A 21,755-nucleotide genomic window follows, 5' to 3' on the forward strand; every position below is an offset into this window, starting at 1 on the left:
TCCCCGCGCCTGATCGGTATCATCAGGCGACCTTGTGGCCCTTGATGCCGTAATAGAAGATGTAGACGTAGCAAAGGACCGGCATCAGGAAGGCGAGGTGAATGCCGACCGTATCGGCCAATGCACCCATGACGACCGGCAGGATCGCACCGCCAACGATTGCCAGGCAAAGGATGCCCGAACCCTGGCTGGTGTGACGGCCAAGGCCCTTCAGCGCGAGGCTGAAAATAGTCGGGAACATGATCGAGTTGAACAGGCCGACTGCGAGAACCGCCCACATGGCCAGCTTGCCACCGGCAAAGACGGTCACGAGCAGCAGCACCGCGGCAAGGATGGCGTTGAAGGCGAGTGCCTTGCCGTCCTCGATGTAACGCATCGCGTAGGCACCGATAAAGCGCCCGACCATCGCGCCACCCCAGAAATAGGCAACGTAATGCGCTGCTTCTGCTTCCGGCAGGTTGGCAATGCTCGGCTCGGCGAGATAGTTGACCAGGAAGCTGCCAATCGAGACTTCACCGCCAACGTAGACGAAAAGGCCGATGGCACCCAGGACGAGGTGAGGATAGGACCACGCGGATTTACGCTCGTCACCTTCCGACGTTGCCTGTCCCTCTTCGACATGCGGCAGCTTGAGAGCGGCAAAGATCGCAGCCAGAACCAGGAAGGCAATTGCCAGGATCATGTAAGGGAAGCGAACGGCGCCGGCTTCTGCCAGGCGCAGGGCTTCCAGCTGCTCGCCGGTCGCGTTGGTAACGTCACCGGTTGCGGCCGACAGGATCAGGAAAGCGCCGAAGAGCGGCGCGATCGTCGTGCCGAGGGCGTTGAAAGCCTGGGTCAGCGTCAGACGGCTGGCGGCTGTTTCAGGTGCGCCAAGTTCGGTCACATAAGGGTTGGCTGCGACCTGCAGGATGGTCACGCCGGATGCGAGCACGAAAAGCGCGCCGAGGAACAGTCCATAAACGCGATAGCTTGCTGCCGGGATGAAGAGCGCGCAGCCGATGGCGGCGATCAACAGGCCGACCACAATGCCCCACTTGTAGCTGATGCGCTTCACAAGTGCACCGGCGGGAAGGGAGACGATGAAATAGGCACCGAAGAAGCAAAGCTGAATCAACATCGACTGTGTGTAGTTCAGCGAGAAGACGTTCTTCAGATGTGGGATCAGGATGTCGTTCAGGCAGGTGATGAAGCCCCACATGAAGAACAGCGATGTCAGTGCAATAAGAGCAAACTGATAATTGTTGGCGCCGGCGCGGGAAGACGTGCTTCCGGCCTTTGTGCCGTTGTTGGTAAGACTAGCCAATTTGAAACCTCGAACTTACGCCATGCGGCAATGCTGCATTGCGGCAAAAATATGCCGAATGCGCGGCTATATGCTGCATCTGCTAACAGTTGAAAGGGGTAGAGGTCGGGAAATACCACTATTCCACGAGGAACTGCCTTGAGGATGGCAACGGGTGGTGTTCTCACCATTGCATTTCGAGCATGGGAAAGATGCGCTATACCGGTCGATACGAAACATTTGTTCGCACGCCTGCGGATTGCGACAATTTGTCATGCCATTTTGAATGAGCGCGGGAGTTTTCGCTCATTTTGGAGGCAAAAGCCCGATGTGGAAAAGGCGATGTATGCTTGCTGCGCATCGCGAGATATCACGAAAATGTGATCATCTCCGGAGCGTCAAGCCAACTCCTGCGCGCAGGATATCCTGATCGGACCCTCCGCCGGTCGTGGTTTCGTATTCGATGTCGCCGGTCATATCGAGGTAGCGATTGATGCTCCAGGTCAGGCCGGCGCCGGCAATCCAGGTTACGTTGTTGTCGGCGGAGCCTTGAAAATCGCGAAGTGTCGCGCTTCCCGTCAGGCGGGCAACGAGATGGTCGCGCATCTGATGAGCAAGAGCCGAACTCAGTTGATACTCCGCCCATCCGCCCTGGCCGGCGGTTGTCGAGTCCTGGACGGTGGTGCGAAGCCCGAGATTGATGTCTGTTCCGCGTCTCGGCGACCAGCTTACATTGCCGTCCGCGGAAAATGCATCAATCGCTTTTAGCCGTGCATCGTCATAAGCGACCCGCTCATAACCACCTGCCAGCTCGCCCCTGAGCTTTTCGCCGAAATCGAAGGCGATGCCGGTGCGTGGCGCGTAGCTGTCGGAAGAGCGCTGATAACCGGCACTGTCGCGTCTGTTATCGTAGAATGTGTGGCCCAGCGCGATTTCGGCGAACGGAATGATCGCCGGCGAAAGCTCGTAGCCAAGGCGCAAGCGTCCGTCGATGCCGGTCCGGTTTCGGTCCTTCATGCTGAAGACCGAGCCGTCGGAGAGTTTTGCATCCGTGTAAATATCGCGGCTGGCGCCGATCGCTGCCAGTCCCCGAATGCGTCCCACTTCACGCTCGATGGACGCTTCTCCTTCGAACTGATGGACGCCGGCCTGCTCCGAGGCGTCGCCGATCGCGTTCGGATCCGCGACATCTTCGCGCTCGAAACTGTAGTTTCCGGTGATATGCGCAATCGTATCGTCGGCAAGGTCAAGCCGGAGGTCTGCGCCGAGCCGTGCATTCGGATCGGTGTCGTTCTGGTTGCCGCTGAAATTGCGTTCGAACACGCCTTGCCCGGTAATCGTCAGTGCATGTCGCGACCAGTCTGAGGTCAGCGTCCCGCGTATCCCTGTCGCCAGGTAATTGCGCGTCTCCTTTGAGCCGTGATCGCGGGTAATCTCGGTGTTGATGCTCTGGTTGACGGAGGGTCGAAGAACGAAGGTGCCAAGACGTACGCCGGGTGCCTCAGCGGCCTCTCGCTGCTGTTCTTCCCATTCCGGCCGGTCGATCGGTGTGGTGCCGGGATCGAGCGGCTGGTCGAATTGCTGGTTCAGGTCCTGTTCGGCAGTTTGGTTCAGATCTTCGTTTTCGGTCGTGTTTTCCGCCGGGGCCGGTTGTTGTGCTGCCGGAGCAGCCATCGGATCGTAGAGGCCGGATGCGCTCTGGTCCGTGCCGTCCAGTGCAGACGTCGCAGGCCAGGTCGTCGTTGTCGCGCCACCCGTAACGCTTGTCGTGCCGGCGGTTCCGAACTGACTGTCGGGAAGGCCAGGCAGCGGGCTCGTATTGCTTGGGAAAAGGCTCTGAGCATAGACGGCGCCGGCTCCGGACATGGCTACAGCTGCGACAACAAGGCCTAAAGCCGTCCGCCGCCCGCGTCGGGCCGTACCTGTCAGGAGCGTATTTTTCATCGAATGCCCGGCAACCTCAAATGCTTACCCAAATGTAAATCGATGTGGTTAAGGATTGGTTGAAGACGGGGCTTGGTGGTGGATGGACAACTGGCCGCTATCAAAGTTGATGGACTTGGAGGGGAAAAAGGACTAAGCCTGCCGACCATGATCAAGCGCGCATTACAACTCGTCGAACACGACGTCGTCGATTCCGCCTTGCGGACAATTTCCTTCGGACAACAAGGGCTTAGTGCTCTTGAGGAGAGTCTCAAGGGTGATCTCGCGCAGGTTTTTCGACAGGCGGTAGAGACGATCGGTGCAATCGACGGTCGAGTCGTGATCACCGGCGTCGGCAAGAGCGGGCATATCGGCCGCAAGATTTCGGCCAGCCTCGCGTCAACCGGGACACCTTCTTTTTTCGTTCATCCGGTTGAGGCAAATCACGGCGATCTCGGTATGATAGCGCCGGGCGACGTGGTGCTTGCTCTGTCCTGGAGCGGCGAAACTGCCGAACTTCAGGGCATCGTGTCCTTCACCCGCCGTTTCTCGGTGCCCTTGATTGCGCTCACCTCCGGTGAAACATCGACGCTTGCGCGTGAAGCCGATATCGTTCTTCTGCTGCCGAAGGCGCAGGAAGCCTGCCCGCATGGGCTGGCGCCGACGACATCGACCTTGATGCAGCTTGCGCTCGGCGATGCTCTTGCCGTGGCCCTGCTTGAAGCACGTGGTTTTTCGGCGGCGGATTTCCGCGTTTATCATCCGGGTGGCAAGCTGGGTGCGATGCTCTCCCATGTCAGCGACCTGATGCATACGGGCGATCGGGTGCCGCTGGTGAATAAGGGTGTTTCGATGCCAGAGGCCATCCACGAGCTTTCGGCCAAGCGGTTCGGCTGTGTCGGCGTGATCGATGACGAGGGGCGTATCTGCGGTGTTCTGACCGATGGTGACATTGCCCGTCACCTCGACGGCAATCTCAGCATGATGACCGTCGACGAGGTCATGACGGCAAACCCGAAGACAGTCAGCAAGTCGACGCTCGCGACTGCGGCCATGGCGCTTCTCAACAAGCACAGCATCGGCGCGCTGCTGGTGGTTGATGAGGAAAAACGGCCGGTTGGTATCGTACACTTCCACGACCTGTTGCGGGTCGGGGTGGCCTGAGGTCAAACCTGTTGCCTGATCTGGATGCCCATCTCTTTGCTCTCGAGGCGGCGATCCAGACAAAAGACGTACGCTCTTCAAAGAAGCGACTGCTCGAAATGCTTGCGCCGGATTTTCGCGAATTCGGTCGCTCGGGCAAACGTTACGATCTTGAGGAAATCCTGTCGGGGCTGACGACCGAAGTGACGGTCGCCAAAACGGCAATCGAGGATTTTACGATTTCACATCTGAGCGAGACCGTTGTGCTCGCAACCTACCGCGGCATTCGCTTCACGGATGACAAGATTAAGCTGGTGACCAACCGTAGTTCGATCTGGCGACTGGATGCGGACGGCAACTGGCGCATGGTTTTTCATCAGGGAACGCCAGCTGCCTGATCCCGCTTATTTCTCCCGGTAAAATACCATGCCGCCGTGATGCAGAACGTCGTTTTCGACGAATGTCCCATCAGCGGTAAAGCCGGTGTCGTCCCAGTAATCGATGTGACTGCCGCTGACGACATAACGTCCCTGGTATGCGCTTCTTCTGTTTCCTCGGGCTTCGTCGTAACGGCCGGTGGGCAGAAGTTCCTGGCGAATACGGCCGTCGCCGGTTACCCACATGCCGAGATAGGGGTGGTTCTGGACTTGTGCCTGATCGTTCATGCTGTCTTCTGCCTTTGCCAGATGTATGGCCGCGCCGAGCGACGCGGTGGTGGCGATGATGATTGTGGTGATAATCAAGAGGGGCTTGCTCATGACGGCTCTCCCTTGGAATTAGTCGGTCAATACGGAGAGCGAGTCGGGCGGATGACGATCTCGCTGACATCGACATCGTCCGGCTGTTCGATGGCATAGCGGACGGCGCGGCCGATGGCATCTGGCTGCAACGCTATGGCACGCCAGGCTTTCATGCCTTCGGCTGCAACCGGATCAGTGATCGTGCCTGCCAGCTCGCTTTCCACCACGCCCGGATGGATGCAGGTGACGCGAAGCTTGTCGTTCTCCTGCCGCAACCCGTCCGAGATCGCCCGAACGGCGAATTTCGTGGCGCAATAGACGGCGGCGGTGGGGGAAACACTGAGTGCGCCGATCGAAGCGATGTTGATGATATGGCCCGAACCACGTGCCGTCATCTCCGGCAGCACTGCAGCCACACCATAGAGCACGCCCTTGATGTTGACGTCGATCATGCGATCCCATTCGTCGACTTTCAACGAGGACATCAGGGAAAGCGGCATGACGCCGGCATTGTTGACGATCACGTCGATGCGGCCGAATTCATCTCTCGCAGCGTCGGCGAATGCGGCAACATCGGCGCGATCGGTGACGTCCAGCTTGCGGGTCATAACCTTGCCGCCGCCCTGACGGATTTCATCGGCCAATGCTTCTAGCCGCTCGGTGCGTCGGGCGCCAAGCACGACGGTCGCTCCTGCTTTTGCCAGTTCTCGGGCAGTTTCTGCTCCGATGCCGCTGGAAGCGCCGGTAATGAGAACAACCTTTTCCATGACTTTTCCTTCCTTGTTCACTGCCTGATTGCAGTTGCCAGAAAGGTAGTCCCAAGCCATTGTTGCGATAAGCCGTTCAGTGATTTCCAGTTTGGTAAGTGAGGCTAACCAATGTTGCCCGACTTCAATGCCCTTGCGGCTTTCGTGATTGTTGCCGAAGAAAAAAGTTTTCGCGCTGCTGCAGATCGTTTGGGCGTGACGCGATCGGCTGTCAGCCAGACGATCCGCAGGCTCGAAGAGACGCTTGGCATTGCGGTGGTTTCCCGGACCACTCGCAGTGTTGCGCTGACGGAAGCGGGAGAGCGGCTTTATGCGGAAGTGGCGCCGGCTTTTGCCGGCATGCAGACCGCCATCGAGACGGCGGCAAGTCTGCGGGATCGGCCACGTGGGCAGTTGCGGCTTGCTGTATCGTCGATCGCCGACAGCTTTCTGTCGGGCGCGATGCTCGCGTCATTCGCGGAGAACAATCCGGAGGTCAAACTGCATGTTACCGTGACCGACGAGGAGTTCGATATCGTCGCGGAAGGCTATGACGCCGGGGTGCGACTGGGGGAGGTGATCGCGCAGGACATGATTGCAGTGCCGGTCTCGGGCGAGCAGCGTCAGCTTGCCGTCGCCTCGCCGGCTTATATCGAGCGTTTTGGCGCGCCCGCTCATCCGGGCGAACTGACCGAGCGGCGTTGCATAGGCTGGCGCAGGGCACCGAACCTGCCGGCCTACCGCTGGGAATTTTCCGAGAACGAACGGGAGTTTTCGGTCTCAGTCAACGATGCAATCACGACGACCGACATGGCGCTGATGATAAAACTCGCCATCGCCGGTGCCGGCATCAGTTTCGGCATGGAAGACAGTTTCGAGGTGCCGATCAGGCGCGGCGAACTGGTGCCGATACTGGAGAAATTCTGCCCGCGGTTTCCGGGCTTTTATCTGTATTATCCGAGCCGTCGCAACATGGCGCCGAAGTTGCGTGCGCTGGTGGACCATCTGCGCGGCTTCCGACAGGGGCAGGTGCGTGCAGATGCATAATATGCGGCAGTGGATTTCGCAGTCCGTGCTTCAAACTGCAGGGCGGCAATGTTATGGCGCGTGAGGCCGCGATGCTGGCGGGATGAAAAGAACGGTCAGGGAGCCGCCGCAGGCAAGGGACATGGATCAGAATTCTTCTCCCTATATCCTCTTCCGTGACGATATTGCCGGACGGCTGCTGTTGTTTGCATCTCCAATCGAAATGGTTGTCGCGCGCAATGTGGATGAGGTCATCCCCGCATTGCTGCGGCTGGAGGAGTGCAAGGCCTCCGGCAAGTGGCTTGCGGGTTATGTCGCCTATGAAGCCGGGTTCGCCTTCGAGGAAAAGCTCCGCCCGCTTGCGCCGGAGGGCAGGGAGACACCGCTCGTTTGCATGGGGGTGTTCGACGGACCGGTCGAAGATGGTGATCCAAGGCTGGAGCCCCCGATAAGAGCCAGATCCGATGCGATCTTGGGTGATCTACACGCTGCCTGGAATGAAGAGACCTATGCTGCTCGGTTTGCCATTCTTCATGACCATTTGCGCAAAGGGGACTGTTTTCAGGGCAACCTTACAATGCCGATTGAAGCACATTGGCCGGGGGATGCGCGGGAATTGTTCTGGTCTTTGATCGCGCGCCAGCCGGTTCGTTACGGTGCGCTTGCAGAACTCGGCGGGCCTGCGATCGTGTCGCGTTCGCCGGAGCTGTTCTTTTCTGTCGATAGCGATGGCTGGATCGAGACCCATCCGATGAAGGGGACTGCAGCACGGGGGGCGTCATCGGAGGAAGACGAGGCGATTAAAGAGCAGATGCTTGCGGATGAGAAGACGCTTGCCGAAAACCGGATGATCGTCGATCTGCTGCGCAACGATATCTCGCATGTCAGCGAGGCGGGCACGCTTTCGGTGCCGAAACTTTTCGAGATCGAGACCTATCCGACGGTGCATCAGATGGTCAGCCATGTCCGGGCCAAACTGTTGCCGGATGCAGGCCTGCCGGAGATCATGCGGGCGCTGTTTCCCTGCGGCTCGATCACCGGTGCGCCGAAGCTGAGTGCCATGACCATATTGCACAAGCTGGAATCCGGCCCGCGCGATGTTTATTGCGGAGCGATCGGCTGGTGCGATCCGGCAGGGTCGATGCGATTTTCAGTGGCAATCCGCACGATCAGTCTTTTTTCCGGCGGAAGGGCGGTCTTCAATGTCGGCGGCGGCATCGTCTTCGATTCGGTGCCGCAGGCGGAATACGAAGAGTGCCTGTTGAAGGCCAGGTTTGCGGTGGGAGACCAATGGATTTCTCGTTGATCGAGACGATGCGCTGGACGCCCGAGGATGGGTTCCTCCGTCTGGAGCATCATTTGAGACGGCTCAGCCGCTCGGCGGATGCGCTCGGCTTTCGCCAGCCGCAAAATGCGGAAAAGCAACTCGATGATGCGGTCGATGGCGACGAGCCGTTGCGCGTTCGTCTGGTCATGTCGTTTCGCGGCAAGATCGAGGTGACGACCGCGCCGTTCGTTCTGCAGTCGCCGGATGGCGTCTGGAAAGTCAGGATCGGAACGGTCAAGCTGAAATCCGACGACCCGCTGTATCGCCACAAAACGTCACGCCGCGAGCCCTATGAGGCGGCGCGTGCGGAGTTTTCTGCCGACGAGGCCGACGAGGTGCTGTTGACCAACGAACGGGGCGAGATGTGCGAGGGCACGATCACCAATCTGTTCGTCGAGGATCTGGACGGCATGCTGCTGACCCCGCCGATCACCAGCGGTATTCTGCCCGGTGTGCTGAGGGCGGATCTGATCCGAGAGCGTCGCGCCAAGGGGGCGATCCTCACGCCCGCCGACTTGCAGGACGCGATGATGGCCGGGCGAAAGATCTTCGTCGGCAACTCGCTACGTGGGCTGATCAGGGCCGAGCTGGTCTGATAGTTGCTTTTCGGACAGGGCTTGCAAAGACGCTGCCTTGAAACGAAGCTGTGGCAAACAGGAGATCTCGCAGATCCATGCCTGCCGACACGCTTCCAGCCTACGTGCCTTATGATGGCTCATCAAAACCGTTCACCATCGGCCTTCTGCAACTGGAGCCGGAGCGCTGGATCGAGCCTGATGGCGAACTGGCCGAACAGGTTTTGCTGAAACGCCGATTGGTGGCGGAGCATGGCGAGCATGTGCTGCGAGCCGAGCCGGGTACGCAAGAAGCGCAACAGGAAGTTCTCGATCTGCTGACGGAATATCTGCCGCAGCATCATCCCGAGCATTATTCTCTGAATGATGCGCGCATGGCTGTGGCGGGTGTCGATACGGACATCGCCGACGAAACGATGACGCCGCTCCATCGTGCCGGGCTGCTGGTGCAGGACGATCTCGTCATCATGCGCAAAGGTGAAAACGGCTGGCGGATTGCAGCGGCATTTCTTGCCTTTCCGTCGTCGTGGAGGTTATCGGAGAAATTCGGTCTGCCGATGGACGAAGTGCATGCGCCCGTACCCGGTTTCGAAGGCGGCAGCCGCAATGCCGGGCTGATCAATCGTATGTTCGACAACCTTTCCGCAGATCGGATCGTGGTTCGTTGGAACTGGTCGGTGAATTGGTCGCACGCGCTCTATCATCCAAACGCCGCGTCCGAGGAAGAAAAGCATGCTGTGCCGCCGGAGAAAGCCGTGATCCGCGTGGAGCGGCAGACGCTGAGGAAACTGCCCGTATCCGGCGATATCCTTTTCACCATTCGTATCTATCTGGATCCGGTGTCGGCCATTCTCGCACAGCCGAATGCCGCAGACCTTGCCGTCTCCATGGCGGATCAGCTGGAGGCAATGTCGGATGCCGAAGTCGCCTACAAGGGGCTGACGGAAAAACGAGCGGAGCTTGTCGGTTTGCTACGCCAAAAAGAGGCCGTTAATACTTTGGCCGGATAGTGCCTTGCCCTTGCCGCGTTCGTGGAACAAGCCCTTTATTGTGACTGATTTTTGTGATCTAGGGCCGCGCATAAGAACACGCGTCACACTCGCTGATTATGCGTGAAGCCAGGCTGCGGTTTCAATCGAGCAGTCGATTTTTAGGGAGTATGACATGTCGGATACCAACTACCCGATTTATGCCGAAATCACCGGCCCGGTCGTGATGATCGGCTTTGGCTCGATCGGTCGCGGCACGCTGCCGCTGATCGAGCGCCATTTCAAGTTCGACAAAAGCCGGATGGTGGTCATCGACCCGCGCGAAGATGCCGCCGACATGGAAATCCTTGCCAAGCATGGCGTCCGCCACATCAAGGAGCATGTGACCAAGGAGAACTACAAGGACCTGTTGAAGCCGCTGCTGGACGACGGCAAGGGCGGTCAGGGTTTCTGCGTCAACCTGTCGGTCGATACCGGCTCGCTGGACCTGATCAAGCTGTGCCGCAAGCTCGACGTTCTCTACATCGATACGGTCATCGAGCCGTGGCTTGGCTTCTACTTCGACAAGAGCATGAAGAATTCCGAGCGCACCAACTATGCGCTGCGCGAAACCTTGCGCCATGAGAAGAAGAAGAACCCGGGCGGCACGACAGCCGTTTCCACCTGCGGCGCAAATCCGGGCATGGTCTCGTGGTTCGTCAAGCAGGCGCTGGTCAACCTTGCCAATGACACGGGTCTGAAGTTCGACGAGCCGGACCAGAACGATCGCGAAGGCTGGGCCAAGCTGATGAAGAAGCTCGGCGTCAAGGGCGTTCACATCGCAGAGCGCGATACCCAGCGCACCAAACATCCGAAGCCGCTCAATGTGTTCTGGAACACATGGTCGGTCGAGGGCTTTATTTCGGAAGGTCTGCAGCCGGCCGAACTCGGTTGGGGCACTCATGAAAACTGGATGCCGAAGAACGCCAAGAAGCACAAGAAGGGTTGCCAGGCCGCCATCTATCTGGAACAGCCGGGCGCCAACACCCGCGTTCGCAGCTGGTGCCCGACACCCGGCCCACAATACGGTTTCCTGGTCACCCATAACGAGTCGATCTCGATTGCCGATTACTTCACCGTCGAAAAGGATGGCGAAGTCGTCTATCGCCCTACCTGCCATTATGCCTACCACCCGGCCAATGATGCGGTTCTTTCGCTGCATGAAATGTTCGGCAATGGCGGCACCCAGCAGCCGGTCCTGCACGTTCTGAACGAGGACGAGCTTGAGGATGGCGTCGACGAACTCGGCGTGCTGCTCTACGGCCACGAAAAGAATGCCTACTGGTATGGTTCGCGCCTGTCGCTGGAGGAAACCCGCCGCATCGCGCCTTACCAGAATGCCACCGGCCTGCAGGTGACATCCGCCGTTCTCGCCGGCATGGTCTGGGCGCTGGAAAACCCGAAGGCCGGCATCGTCGAGGCCGACGAGGTGGATTACAAGCGTTGCCTTGAAGTGCAGACGCCTTACCTCGGGCCGGTCGAAGGCCATTACACCGACTGGACCCCGCTCGAAGGTCGTCCGGGCCTGTTCCCGGAAGATATCGACGAGAAGGACGCCTGGCAGTTCAGGAACATCCTGGTCCGGTAACCACTGGCCTGTTGCCGGAATTTCTGTGTATTTTGGAAACGCCCGCCTTCAAGCGGGCGTTTTCTGTCGAGACAGAATGTCCCGACACTGTACAAGCGGGCGGCTTGCCATAGATGAAGCGGGACGCCATGGTCTTAGTTAATGAATGACCGAGCGAATCGCGGGAGATAGATCATGAAACTGAAAATGGGCTTTGCGCTGATCGCAGCTGCCAGTCTGAGCGCCTGTGTGTCCTCGCCGCCGCCGCGCCAGATGGCCGCAGCACCGCAGCCGCAGGGCGTAGAAGGAAGCTGGGTCGATCCGAATGGCATCGTTTCCACCTTCCAGGCTGGTACGTTCAACACGCGCGCCAGCGACAGCAATGCGCTGCTTGCATCCGGAACGTATACGACGCTGTCACCCACCATGGTCGAAATCAACATGACGTCGCTCGTGCGCAAGACCCAGTCGCGCGTCAATTGTGCGCTCGTTACCACCAGCCAGCTGAATTGTACCCAGGATAGCGGAGCACAATTCTCGCTGTCGCGCCGCAGCTGATCTGTCCTCAATATTCGATTTTCATGGAGAACCCCGCGTAAGCGGGGTTTTCGCGTTATGGAGGCAAAATGATGCAGTGCGCCCTTGTCATATTTACCTTGAAACCGATTTTGCTTGGTGAAAGCATGCACTGCACAAACACTGTCACGCTGAAACAGTAAGACAATCGGGAACAGCCGGGCGTTCTGCACGGCAATAATTCAAGGAGAGAGATTATGATGAAGACGATGGGATTAGGGCTGTTGACCGCATCGGTCATGGCCTTGTCGAGTGGAGTGGCCTTTGCCGACTACGAGCTCAATATCCTTCACATCAACGATTTCCACTCCCGTATCGAGTCCGTCAACAAGTCGGATTCAACCTGCTCGGACGCAGAAGAGGGCAAGGGCGAATGCTTCGGTGGAGCTGCACGTCTGCTGACCGCCATCAACCAGACGCGCGACGCGCTGAAGGCAGACAACAAGAATGTCCTGCTCCTGAATGCCGGCGACAACTTCCAGGGTTCGCTGTTCTACACGACCTACAAGGGCGCCGTGGAAGCCGAAGTGCTGAACGCGATGAAGTTCGACGCGATGACCGTCGGCAACCACGAATTCGACGATTCGGACGACGTGCTCGCCACGTTCCTCGACAAGATCCAGTTTCCGGTCGTGACCGCCAACGTCGTTGCCACTGCGGCTTCCAAGGTCGGCGATCGCATCAAGCCGCATATCGTTCTCGAAGTCGGCGGACAGAAGATCGGCATCGTCGGCGCAGTGACCAATGATACGCCGGAAATCGCAAATCCTGGCCCGAACATCACGATCGCCAACGATATCGCCAAGATCACCGAAGCGGTGCAGGCGGTGAAGGCTGAAGGCGTGACCAAGATCATCGCGCTCACCCATGTCGGTTATCCGCGCGACCTCGCCTATATCGCCAAGATTCCGGATGTCGACGTCGTCGTCGGCGGTCACACGCACACGCTTCTGTCGAACACCGTCAAGGGTGCGGCCGGTCCGTATCCGACCTGGGTGGACAATCCGGGCGGCTACAAGGTTCCGGTCGTGCAGGCCTTCCAGTACAGCCGTTATCTCGGCGACCTGAAGGTCGTGTTCGATGATAATGGCGTGGTCAAGTCGGCCGAAGGCGAGCCGATCCCGGTCGACGTCAAGTTCCAGCCCAATCCGGACATGGTCAAGCGCGTCGATGAATTGAAGGCCCCGATCGACGAACTGAAGAAGAAGGTCGTCGGTTCGACCGAAACGGCGATCGAGGGTGACCGCAAGATTTGCCGCGCGGCGGAATGCTCGATGGGCAACCTGCTGGCCGACGCACAGCTTGATCGCGTCAAGGATCAGGGCATCACCATCTCGATCCAGAATGGTGGCGGCCTGCGCGCTTCCATCGATTCGGGCGAAGTTACTATGGGTGAAGTACTGACAGTGCTGCCCTTCCAGAACACGATCGCCACCTTCCAGATCAAGGGTTCCGATATCGTCGCCGCTCTCGAAAACGGCGTGAGCCAGATCGATGACGGCGCCGGTCGCTTCCCGCAGGTAGCGGGCCTGAAGTTCTCCTTCGACAAGTCGAAGCCGGTCGGTTCGCGGACCAGCGACGTGCAGGTCAAGGAAGGCGAGGCCTTTGTGCCGATCGACCCGAACAAGGTCTATGGCGTCGTGACCAACAACTACGTTCGTGGCGGTGGCGACGGTTTCAAGATCTTCGCAACTGCTGCGCAGAATGCCTATGACTTCGGTCCGAACCTCGAACAGGCGGTTGCCGACTATCTCGGCGCGCATAACCCTTACAAGCCTTATACGGATGGACGTATCACCGACCTGACGCCAGCCGGTTACACACCGCCTGCGCCGCCGGCCCCGGCTGCTGCTCCTGCTGCTTCCGCTCCGGCAACGACTGCACAGGCTCCGGCCGCAACGGCACCTGCCGCCGTCGAGGCGCAGGGCCAGACAACGCCGCCGGCTGCCGGCCCGAGCAAGTACACGGTCGTCAAGGGCGACTCGCTCTGGAAGATCGCCGAAAGCACCTATGGTGACGGCGAGCGCTGGACCGAGATTGCAAAGGCCAACAGCCTGCGCCATCCGAACCTCATCCAGGTCGGCGCAGAGCTGGAACTGCCTGCCAAGTGATGTTCTTGATCCCGGTCAAGGCTGGGATCGATGAACTAAATCATGGATCGGGACAAATTGTCTCAGCGACGATTGCGGCTCGGGGTTTCCCGAGCCGTTTTTTATTTCTAAGTAATCCGCAGCCCGTCGAATACCGTAATGGTTTCGGTTCGATTTTCTGGAAAGCTTTCATGAGCACTTCGTCTTCCTCCATGCCTGCCTCGCATCCTACCGTGTCCTTCGGCAAGGTGGGCGTCCTGCTGGTCAATCTCGGCACGCCCGACGGCACGGATTACTGGTCGATGCGGCGCTATCTGGCCGAATTCCTGTCGGACAGCCGCGTCATCGAATGGTCGAAACTCTATTGGTATCCGATCCTCTACGGCATCGTGCTCAACAAACGCCCGCAGAAGGTAGGCAAGGCCTATGAAGCGATCTGGAACAAGGATCTCAACGAAAGCTACCTGCGCACCTATACCCGCAACCAGGGTGAGTTGATGGCGCAGCGGCTGAAGGACCTGCCCAATGTCGTGGTCGACTGGGGCATGCGTTACGGCAGCCCGTCGATCGCGTCGAAGATCGATGCGCTGAAGGCGCAAGGGTGCGACCGCATCGTGCTTTTCCCGCTTTATCCGCAATATGCGGCAGCAACGACCGCGACCGTCAACGACAAGGCGTTCGAGCATCTGATGAAGATGCGCTGGCAGCCGGCGGTGCGCACCGTGCCGACCTATCACGATGATCCGGCCTATATCGAAGCGCTCGCCAATTCGGTTCGCCAGACACTGTCGACTCTCGACTGGGAACCGCAGCTGCTGATCACCTCGTTCCACGGCATTCCGCAATCCTATTTCAAGGCTGGCGATCCGTATCAGTGTTTCTGCCAGAAGACGGCCCGTCTGCTGCGCGAGGCGCTCGGGTATCGCCAAGATCAGCTGCGCATCACCTTCCAGTCCCGTTTCGGGCCGGAAGAATGGCTGCAGCCCTATACCGACAAGACGATGGAAGGGCTGGCTGCCGAAGGCATCAAGCGCGTCGCCATCATGAACCCCGGTTTTGTTTCCGACTGTCTGGAAACACTTGAGGAAATCGCCGGCGAGGCCGGAGAAATCTTCATGCATCACGGCGGCGAGAAATTCGTCCACATCCCCTGCCTCAACGACAGCGAGGGCGGCATGAACGTGTTGGAGACCGTGGTGCGCCGCGAGCTGCAGGGCTGGGTGTAAACCCACGAACACGGAGCGTGAGATGAAAAACGCAATCGTCACCGGCGGCGCGGGCCTGATCGGAACAGGGATCTGCGAGGCGCTTGTCGCCCGTGGTTTCGACGTTGCTTCTTTCGATCTCACCGTCTCCACTCATCCCTCCGACGGTGTCCGCGGTATCGAGTGTGACGTCGCCGACGAAGCATCCGTGGACATTGCCATAGCCGAACTCGGCTGGGATCAGATCGACCTGCTGGTCAACAATGCCGGCGCTACCGCCGGCGCGCTCGGGACCTCGATCCTTGATATGTCCTTTGCCGACTGGCGCCGTGTCATAGACAGCCATCTCACCGGCGCATTCCTGATGACGCGGGCGGTTGTGCCGCTGATGCGGACAGGCGGATCCATCGTCAACATGGCCTCGACCCGTGCTTTCATGTCGGAACCCAATTCGGAAGCCTATGCCGCATCCAAGGGCGGACTGGTGGCGTTGACGCATGCGTTGGCCGTCAGCCTCGGCCCGAAGATCCGGGTCAATGCAGTGGCTCCGGGCTGGATCACTAATGACATGGATCTGAGCGAAGAGGACGAGGCACAGCATCCAGTCGGCCGGGTCGGGCGACCGAAGGATATTGCCGATGCCGTGCTTTATCTGGATGGCGCGGGTTTCGTCACCGGTCAGGTTCTGACGGTCGATGGCGGCATGACAAAGAAGATGATCTATACCGAATAAGCCACCGGCTTTTAACGCACTTCCTCGGCCTTGAAACCTTCTGTCGCGGACTTCCAGAAATCCGGGTCCTCGTAGTCTGTCGGATCATCGACTCCTGCCAGATGGAAGGCCTCGCGGCGCTCGACGCAGGTGCCGCAGCGGCCGCAGTGACGTTCTCCGCCTTTGTAGCACGACCATGTTTCGCCAAACGGGGTGTGGTGTTTTGCGCCGTCTGTCACGATATCCGCCTTGGAGCCGGTGACGTAAGGGGCGAGCAGTTTCACCGAAGCATAACCTTCGAGCGCGTGGCGCTGCATCGTGTCGAAGCTTTCGATGAAGCCGGGGCGGCAATCGGGATAGATGAAATGGTCGCCGCCATGGACTGCAATCGCCACCGCATCCACCTGGCGGGCGGCGGCAACGCCGAAGGCGATCGTCAGCATGATCGCATTGCGGTTCGGCACGACGGTGATGCGCATCGTCTCTTCGGCATAATGACCGTCCGGCACATCGAGGTCGCCGGTCAGCGCCGAGCCGGTGAGCTGGCTGCCGATGGCGCGCATGTCGATGATCTGATGGAAGACGCCGAGGCGCTTTGCAGCGGCTGCAGCAAATTCCAGTTCTTTTCTATGGCGCTGGCCGTAATCGAAGGAGATCAGGCCCATCAGGTCGCCTTTGGCGTCGATGTTATGGGCAAGTGAAACGGAATCCAGTCCGCCGGAGCAGACGACTAAGGTCTTCATGATTGGTGTCCTTGTTTTGACCGGGTAGGCTGCGACCGGTGATGCGGGTGCCTTCTAGACCAGCTTCCTGTGCTTGTGAATGCCGCTTCGGTTGAATAGGATTGGCTGGATTTCAAGAGAATTCATAAGGGAGGCATTTATGAGCTTGGGCGGCTTTGATATTTTCGTCATCGGAATCGTGGTCCTGGCGATCCTGCTGCTGTTCGCATTGGTGAAAACGGTGCCGCAGGGATATTGCTACACGGTAGAGCGCTTCGGCAAATATACGCGCACGCTCGAGCCGGGCCTGAATATCCTGACGCCGTTCATCGAACGGATCGGCGCGCGCATGAACGTTATGGAACAGGTGCTCGACATTCCGACGCAGGAAGTCATCACCAAGGACAATGCCAGCGTTGCTGCCGATGCCGTGGCCTTCTATCAGGTGCTGAATCCGGCTCAGGCCGCATATCAGATCACCAATCTGCAGAACGCCATCCAGAACCTCACCATGACCAACATTCGCTCCGTCATGGGCTCGATGGATCTCGACGAATTGCTGTCCAACCGCGACATCATCAACGAACGGCTGCTGCGGGTCGTCGATGAAGCGGTGCATCCCTGGGGCATCAAGGTCACCCGTATCGAGATCAAGGATATCCAGCCGCCGAAGGACCTGGTCGAATCCATGGCGCGACAGATGAAGGCGGAGCGCGAGAAACGCGCCCAGATCCTCGAAGCCGAAGGATCGCGTAACGCGCAGATCCTCAGGGCGGAAGGTGCCAAGCAGGCCGCCGTGCTGCAGGCGGAAGGCGAACGCGAGGCGGCATTCCGCGAGGCCGAGGGCCGTATACGTCTGGCAGAAGCCGAAGCCAGGGCGACGCAGGTGGTCTCGGAAGCGATCGCGGTCGGTGATGTACAGGCGATCAACTACTTCGTTGCGCAGAAATATACCGAAGCGCTGATCGAGATCGGCAAGGCCAACAATTCCAAGATCGTTCTGATGCCGCTGGAAGCCTCGTCGCTGATCGGTTCGCTCGGCGGTATCGGGGCCATCGCCAAGGAAGCGTTTGGCGACGGCAATGGTCCGGCACCTTCGACGCCGCGCCCGGCAGCGACACGCCCGGCGCGCAGCACGCCGACGGTGACGGCCGTCGTGCCGCCATTTACGCCTCCGACTTCCGAGAGGTGACGTGATGGTGGTCGAACTCTGGAACAGCCTCGGACCATGGGGCTGGTGGATCGTCGGGCTCATCCTGCTCTGCCTCGAACTGATGGTGCCCGGCGTATTTCTGATCTGGATCGGCGCGGCTGCCGTCGTGCTCGGTGCACTGTCGCTGGCTTTGTGGGATTCCGCCTTCTGGGGCTGGCATGTGCAGCTTCTGCTGTTTGCCGTGCTTTCGGTGGTTTTCGCGGTGCTGGGCAGACGGTTCTACAATGGCAAGGGCGCAAAGAGCGACGAGCCCTGGCTCAACCGCCGCGGCGAAAGCCTGATCGGCCGCACGGCAACACTGTCGGAACCTATCCTCGAAGGGCGCGGGCGCATCAAGCTGGACGATACGATGTGGCTGGTCATGGGCCCGGACCTGCCGGTCGGCTCACGCGTACGGGTGGTGGCGTCCAGCGGCCGAGATCTCACGGTGGAGCCGGTGGTGAGATAAGCGCCCCAACACCCTCATTCTTGTGACAAGCACAGGAGTGAGGGACTTGGAGTGCGCCTTAGCCGCAAGTGGACGTTGGAGTTTTCCAACTTTGTGGCGTCCGTCGTGCATTCAACGGCCGGGCTTCACCCGGCCGTATTTCGTTTCAGCTCTCAGGCCAGTTCCTTGTCCAGTGCATCCAGTTCGTCGATCAGGCCTTCGATCATCGACAGGCCCTTGGACCAGAAGGTCGGGTCGGTGGCGTCGAGACCGAAGGGTTTCAGCAGTTCCGAATGGTGCTTGGTGCCGCCTGCCTTCAGGAGTTCGAAATACTTGTCCTGAAAACCTGGTGCCGCGTTCTGGTAGACCGCGTAAAGCGAGTTCACCAGGCAGTCGCCGAAGGCATAGGCGTAAACATAGAAGGGCGAGTGGATGAAGTGGGGGACGTAGGTCCACCAGCTTTCGTAGCCTTCCGAGATTTTGATCGCCGGGCCGAGGCTTTCTGCCTGCACGGAGAGCCATAGCGCCCCGATCTGCTCGGATGTCAGTTCGCCTTCCTTGCGTGCCGTATGGACCTTGCGCTCGAACTGGTAGAAAGCGATCTGGCGCACGACCGTGTTGATCATGTCCTCGACCTTCTGGGCGAGCATTGCCTTGCGCTCACGCTTGTCTTTCGTCTTTTCGAGAAGCGCGCGGAAGGTCAGCATCTCGCCGAAGACGGAAGCCGTCTCGGCCAGCGTCAGCGGCGTCTGGCACATCAGGGCGCCCTGGTCGGCGGCCAGAACCTGATGCACGCCATGGCCGAGTTCGTGGGCGAGCGTCATCACGTCGCGTGGCTTGCCGAGATAGTTAACCAGGACATAAGGGTGGGCAGACGGCACGACCGGATGAGCGAACGCGCCCGGTGCCTTGCCGGGACGGGCAGGGGCATCGATCCATTCCTCATTGAAGAAGCGGCCGGCAATATCTGCCATTTCCGGGGCGAAAGCGCCGTAGGCTGAAAGCACCGTCTCTTTCGCCGTTTCCCACGAAATGACGGCCTTGGGGCTTTCCGGCAGCGGCGCGTTGCGATCCCAGTAGTTCAGCTGATCCACGCCGAGCCATTTCGCCTTCATCGCATAATAGCGATGCGAGAGGCGCGGATAGGCGTCCTTGACGGCGGCGGCCAGCGCATCGACCACTTCACGCTCGACGCGATTGGCCAGATGGCGGCTGTCGGCGATATCGTCGAAACCGCGCCAGCGATCTGAAATTTCCTTGTCCTTGGCGAGCGTGTTGGTGATCAGGGTGAAGACGCGCAGGTTTTCACCGAAGGTTTTCGACAGTGCTGCAGCGGCCTTGGCGCGAACGGCCGGGTCGGCTTCCTGCAGCATGTTGAGCGTGACTTCGAGTGGTTGCTTTTCGCCGTCGATATCGAAACGAAGCTCCGCCATGGTTTCGTCGAACAGCCGGTTGAAGGCAGCGGCCGAGGTCATGGATTTTTCGAGGAAAAGCTGCTCCAGCTTGTCATCCAGCTGGAAGGGCTTGTCCTTCCGCAAGTCCACGATCCAAGGGCGATAATGTCCGGCTGTCGGATCGCGGTCTATGCAGGCGTCCATCACGGCATCGTCGATGCGGTTGAGTTCGAGCGCGAAGAACAGGAGATGCGAGGAGATGTCGGTAAGCTTGGCCTGCGCATCGCCGAAGAACTTGCCGTTGGCGGGGCTTGATGTGTCGGAGAAATAGGTGAGCCCGGCGAAAGAGCCGATCTTGCCGAGCAGATCGTCGAGCGCTTCATATTCGTTCAGCGCTTCGCCGATGCCGCCGGCACCGGTCTTCGTCGCGGCCTCTGCCAGCTTGCCCTTCCATTTCGCTTCAAAGGCAAGCGCATCCATTTCCGATTTCTTCAGGTCGGCGACAAAAGCCGGATCATCCTTGGCGGCATAAAGATCGGAAAGCTTCCAGACCGGCAGGAGACCAAGTGCCGGGTCATTGGCGGAACCCGCTTCGCCATTTCCCGCGGGAGATGCAGCCAAGACCGGTCGGAGCTGCGTAATGCGTTTCATAATGGTCTTTCCTTTCACTCAAATGGGTGCCCGAGGGGTAGCATTTCAGCCCTGATGTCGCCACCCGTCCGTTTTCCGTTCAGACGGTTAAAATGTGAGCTTTTCTCAAAAGGGGATGTTCAAGCCTTTCTGGCACAACCTGAAGCATAAGAGCCCGCAAAGGGTGCACGATGAACGTTGCCGGGAGTTCAAGCATGTCTGCTCATATCCTCGTGGTCGATGACGACCCCATTCAGCGCCGCCTTCTCAAAAATGCCATCGAGCGGCAGGGTTATGTCGCGCATATGGCCGAAAACGGAAAGGCCGCGCTTGATTTCCTCAGCCGCACAAGCGGCGAGGTGAATGTCATCGTGCTCGATCTGATGATGCCGGAAATGGATGGCCTGACATTCCTTGCGGCACTGCGCGAGATGGGCGTCCAGATACCGGTGATCGTGCAGACCGGGCAGGGCAGCATCGAGTATGTGGTCCAGGCAATGCGGGCAGGGGCTTTCGACTTCGTGGTCAAGCCGGTCTCGCCGGAGCGGATCGCAACCTCGATCGGCAATGCACTGAAGCTCGATCACCGTGAGGGCAAGGCCAAGGTCGGCCGTCGCCGGGCCGGTGTGGTCGGCTTCAACGACATCGTATCGGCAAGCCCCGACATGCTGCGGGTCATCGATCTGGCGCAGCGCGCCTCCCATTCCAACATTCCGGTGGTGCTTGAGGGTGAATCCGGCGTCGGCAAGGAGATGATCGCGCGTGCCATCCAGTCGGGCAGCGATCGCGCCGGCAAGCCGTTCATCACCGTCAACTGTGGCGCCATTCCTGCCAACCTCGTCGAGAGCATCCTGTTCGGTCATGAAAAGGGTGCGTTTACCGGTGCTACCGAACGTCACACCGGCAAGTTCGTCGAAGCAGACGGCGGCACGCTTTTCCTGGATGAAATCGGTGATCTACCGCTCGAAGTGCAGGTGAAACTGCTGCGCGCCGTGCAGCAGGGCGAGATCGAAACCGTCGGTGCCGGCCGTGTTCACAAGGTCAATGTGCGGCTGATTTCGGCAACCAACAAGGATCTTATCGAAGAGGTTCGGGCCGGGCGGTTCCGTGAGGATCTCTATTATCGTCTCAACGTTTTCCCAATCACCATTCCGGCGTTGCGTCGCCGCAAGGAAGATATCCCGCATCTGGTCCGGGTTTTCGCCGAACGGTTCTCGGTCGAACAGAAGCTGCCGACCAATCTCGGCGTCAGCGCCGGTGCACTTGCACTGCTGACCTCCTATGATTGGCCGGGCAACATCCGTCAGCTGGAAAACGCCATCTTCCGCGCCATTGTTTTGGCCGAAGGGGACGAGCTGACCGAGCTGGATTTCCCGCAGATCGCCGCGCAAGTGCCTGAATTCCGCAGCCCGGAACTGGCGGCCACCGC

19 protein-coding genes and 1 pseudogene are annotated in these 21,755 nt (G+C 59.3%); 14 read left to right on the plus strand and 6 right to left on the minus strand.

Annotated features, from left to right (window positions below):
- Positions 1-22: 22 nt before the first annotated feature.
- Positions 23-1,303: an L-fucose:H+ symporter permease gene (fucP, locus tag FHP24_RS15410; RefSeq protein WP_139677119.1), complete on the minus strand. Its 1,281-nt coding sequence runs from the start codon at positions 1,301-1,303 to the stop codon at positions 23-25.
- A gap of 363 nt (positions 1,304-1,666) precedes the next feature.
- A complete protein-coding gene (locus tag FHP24_RS15415) occupies positions 1,667-3,226 on the minus strand; it encodes an outer membrane beta-barrel protein (protein ID WP_139677120.1) in 1,560 nt (519 codons plus the stop codon).
- Between the two features lie 147 nt (positions 3,227-3,373).
- Between FHP24_RS15415 and FHP24_RS15420 the strand changes: the two genes are divergently transcribed.
- Together FHP24_RS15420 and FHP24_RS15425 are read left to right on the plus strand one after the other, a co-directional pair.
- Entirely contained in the window at positions 3,374-4,369 is a 996-nt protein-coding gene (locus tag FHP24_RS15420) for a KpsF/GutQ family sugar-phosphate isomerase (RefSeq protein WP_139677121.1), read from the plus strand.
- An 11-nt stretch (positions 4,370-4,380) separates the two neighbouring features.
- A complete protein-coding gene (locus FHP24_RS15425) occupies positions 4,381-4,746 on the plus strand; it encodes a nuclear transport factor 2 family protein (RefSeq protein ID WP_180356018.1) in 366 nt (121 codons plus the stop codon).
- A 6-nt stretch (positions 4,747-4,752) separates the two neighbouring features.
- On the opposite strand, the gene FHP24_RS15430 is transcribed toward FHP24_RS15425, so the two are convergent.
- A complete protein-coding gene (locus FHP24_RS15430; protein WP_139677123.1) occupies positions 4,753-5,106 on the minus strand; it encodes an Atu4866 domain-containing protein in 354 nt (117 codons plus the stop codon).
- A 26-nt stretch (positions 5,107-5,132) separates the two neighbouring features.
- Positions 5,133-5,855, minus strand: coding sequence for an SDR family oxidoreductase (locus tag FHP24_RS15435; protein ID WP_139677124.1), 723 nt, complete (start codon positions 5,853-5,855; stop codon positions 5,133-5,135).
- A 111-nt stretch (positions 5,856-5,966) separates the two neighbouring features.
- Here FHP24_RS15435 and FHP24_RS15440 point away from each other — a divergent pair, with 111 nt between their 5' ends.
- From FHP24_RS15440 to FHP24_RS15480, 9 genes are all read left to right on the plus strand, one after another.
- Complete coding sequence (locus FHP24_RS15440) at positions 5,967-6,881, plus strand: LysR substrate-binding domain-containing protein (RefSeq protein WP_139677125.1); 915 nt, start codon at positions 5,967-5,969, stop codon at positions 6,879-6,881.
- A 121-nt stretch (positions 6,882-7,002) separates the two neighbouring features.
- Positions 7,003-8,166, plus strand: coding sequence for an aminodeoxychorismate synthase component I (locus FHP24_RS15445; protein WP_139677126.1), 1,164 nt, complete (start codon positions 7,003-7,005; stop codon positions 8,164-8,166).
- Complete coding sequence (locus FHP24_RS15450; RefSeq protein ID WP_139677127.1) at positions 8,151-8,783, plus strand: aminotransferase class IV family protein; 633 nt, start codon at positions 8,151-8,153, stop codon at positions 8,781-8,783. Before FHP24_RS15445 ends, FHP24_RS15450 begins: the two co-directional genes overlap by 16 nt.
- A gap of 77 nt (positions 8,784-8,860) precedes the next feature.
- Entirely contained in the window at positions 8,861-9,772 is a 912-nt protein-coding gene (locus FHP24_RS15455; protein WP_139677128.1) for a heme-dependent oxidative N-demethylase family protein, read from the plus strand.
- Between the two features lie 154 nt (positions 9,773-9,926).
- Positions 9,927-11,378: a homospermidine synthase gene (locus tag FHP24_RS15460; RefSeq protein WP_139677129.1), complete on the plus strand. Its 1,452-nt coding sequence runs from the start codon at positions 9,927-9,929 to the stop codon at positions 11,376-11,378.
- A 174-nt stretch (positions 11,379-11,552) separates the two neighbouring features.
- Entirely contained in the window at positions 11,553-11,915 is a 363-nt protein-coding gene (gene omp10, locus FHP24_RS15465; protein WP_139677130.1) for an outer membrane lipoprotein Omp10, read from the plus strand.
- 215 nt (positions 11,916-12,130) lie between these two features.
- A complete protein-coding gene (locus FHP24_RS15470) occupies positions 12,131-14,044 on the plus strand; it encodes a 5'-nucleotidase C-terminal domain-containing protein (RefSeq protein ID WP_139677131.1) in 1,914 nt (637 codons plus the stop codon).
- Between the two features lie 170 nt (positions 14,045-14,214).
- Complete coding sequence (hemH, locus tag FHP24_RS15475; RefSeq protein ID WP_139677132.1) at positions 14,215-15,249, plus strand: ferrochelatase; 1,035 nt, start codon at positions 14,215-14,217, stop codon at positions 15,247-15,249.
- A 22-nt stretch (positions 15,250-15,271) separates the two neighbouring features.
- Positions 15,272-15,961 carry an SDR family NAD(P)-dependent oxidoreductase gene (locus tag FHP24_RS15480; RefSeq protein WP_139677133.1) on the plus strand — a complete coding sequence of 230 codons (690 nt, stop codon included), beginning with the start codon at positions 15,272-15,274 and terminating at the stop codon, positions 15,959-15,961.
- 11 nt (positions 15,962-15,972) lie between these two features.
- On the opposite strand, the gene queC is transcribed toward FHP24_RS15480, so the two are convergent.
- Positions 15,973-16,683 (minus strand): 7-cyano-7-deazaguanine synthase QueC, encoded by a 711-nt coding sequence (gene queC, locus FHP24_RS15485; protein ID WP_139677134.1) that lies wholly within the window; start codon positions 16,681-16,683, stop codon positions 15,973-15,975.
- A gap of 139 nt (positions 16,684-16,822) precedes the next feature.
- Here queC and FHP24_RS15490 point away from each other — a divergent pair, with 139 nt between their 5' ends.
- Together FHP24_RS15490 and FHP24_RS15495 are read left to right on the plus strand one after the other, a co-directional pair.
- Positions 16,823-17,854, plus strand: a complete 1,032-nt coding sequence (locus tag FHP24_RS15490; RefSeq protein ID WP_139677135.1) for an SPFH domain-containing protein — start codon at positions 16,823-16,825, stop codon at positions 17,852-17,854.
- Between the two features lie 4 nt (positions 17,855-17,858).
- Entirely contained in the window at positions 17,859-18,323 is a 465-nt protein-coding gene (locus FHP24_RS15495; RefSeq protein ID WP_139677136.1) for an NfeD family protein, read from the plus strand.
- 152 nt (positions 18,324-18,475) lie between these two features.
- Here the strand turns inward: FHP24_RS15495 and FHP24_RS15500 are convergent, their stop codons facing one another.
- A complete protein-coding gene (locus FHP24_RS15500) occupies positions 18,476-20,347 on the minus strand; it encodes a M3 family oligoendopeptidase (protein WP_139677137.1) in 1,872 nt (623 codons plus the stop codon).
- A 194-nt stretch (positions 20,348-20,541) separates the two neighbouring features.
- On the opposite strand from FHP24_RS15500, the pseudogene FHP24_RS15505 reads away from it, so the two are divergent.
- A pseudogene (locus FHP24_RS15505) lies at positions 20,542-21,727 on the plus strand (sigma-54-dependent transcriptional regulator); the annotation flags it as partial.
- Positions 21,728-21,755 lie beyond the last annotated feature (28 nt).

The sequence above is a fragment of the Aliirhizobium smilacinae genome (genome assembly GCF_006335145.1).
In the GTDB taxonomy this organism is placed as follows: domain Bacteria; phylum Pseudomonadota; class Alphaproteobacteria; order Rhizobiales; family Rhizobiaceae; genus Neorhizobium; species Neorhizobium smilacinae.

Excerpts from the sequence above, each read along its gene's own strand:
- FHP24_RS15415 (WP_139677120.1), bottom strand. The coding sequence starts at position 3,226 with ATGAAAAATACGCTCCTGACAGGTACGGCCCGACGCGGGCGGCGGACG.
- FHP24_RS15420 (WP_139677121.1), top strand. The coding sequence starts at position 3,374 with ATGATCAAGCGCGCATTACAACTCGTCGAACACGACGTCGTCGATTCC.
- FHP24_RS15430 (WP_139677123.1), bottom strand. The coding sequence starts at position 5,106 with ATGAGCAAGCCCCTCTTGATTATCACCACAATCATCATCGCCACCACC.
- FHP24_RS15435 (WP_139677124.1), bottom strand. The coding sequence starts at position 5,855 with ATGGAAAAGGTTGTTCTCATTACCGGCGCTTCCAGCGGCATCGGAGCA.
- FHP24_RS15440 (WP_139677125.1), top strand. The coding sequence starts at position 5,967 with ATGTTGCCCGACTTCAATGCCCTTGCGGCTTTCGTGATTGTTGCCGAA.
- FHP24_RS15445 (WP_139677126.1), top strand. The coding sequence starts at position 7,003 with ATGGATCAGAATTCTTCTCCCTATATCCTCTTCCGTGACGATATTGCC.
- FHP24_RS15450 (WP_139677127.1), top strand. The coding sequence starts at position 8,151 with ATGGATTTCTCGTTGATCGAGACGATGCGCTGGACGCCCGAGGATGGG.
- FHP24_RS15455 (WP_139677128.1), top strand. The coding sequence starts at position 8,861 with ATGCCTGCCGACACGCTTCCAGCCTACGTGCCTTATGATGGCTCATCA.
- FHP24_RS15460 (WP_139677129.1), top strand. The coding sequence starts at position 9,927 with ATGTCGGATACCAACTACCCGATTTATGCCGAAATCACCGGCCCGGTC.
- omp10 (WP_139677130.1), top strand. The coding sequence starts at position 11,553 with ATGAAACTGAAAATGGGCTTTGCGCTGATCGCAGCTGCCAGTCTGAGC.
- FHP24_RS15470 (WP_139677131.1), top strand. The coding sequence starts at position 12,131 with ATGATGAAGACGATGGGATTAGGGCTGTTGACCGCATCGGTCATGGCC.
- hemH (WP_139677132.1), top strand. The coding sequence starts at position 14,215 with ATGAGCACTTCGTCTTCCTCCATGCCTGCCTCGCATCCTACCGTGTCC.
- FHP24_RS15480 (WP_139677133.1), top strand. The coding sequence starts at position 15,272 with ATGAAAAACGCAATCGTCACCGGCGGCGCGGGCCTGATCGGAACAGGG.
- queC (WP_139677134.1), bottom strand. The coding sequence starts at position 16,683 with ATGAAGACCTTAGTCGTCTGCTCCGGCGGACTGGATTCCGTTTCACTT.
- FHP24_RS15490 (WP_139677135.1), top strand. The coding sequence starts at position 16,823 with ATGAGCTTGGGCGGCTTTGATATTTTCGTCATCGGAATCGTGGTCCTG.
- FHP24_RS15495 (WP_139677136.1), top strand. The coding sequence starts at position 17,859 with ATGGTGGTCGAACTCTGGAACAGCCTCGGACCATGGGGCTGGTGGATC.
- FHP24_RS15500 (WP_139677137.1), bottom strand. The coding sequence starts at position 20,347 with ATGAAACGCATTACGCAGCTCCGACCGGTCTTGGCTGCATCTCCCGCG.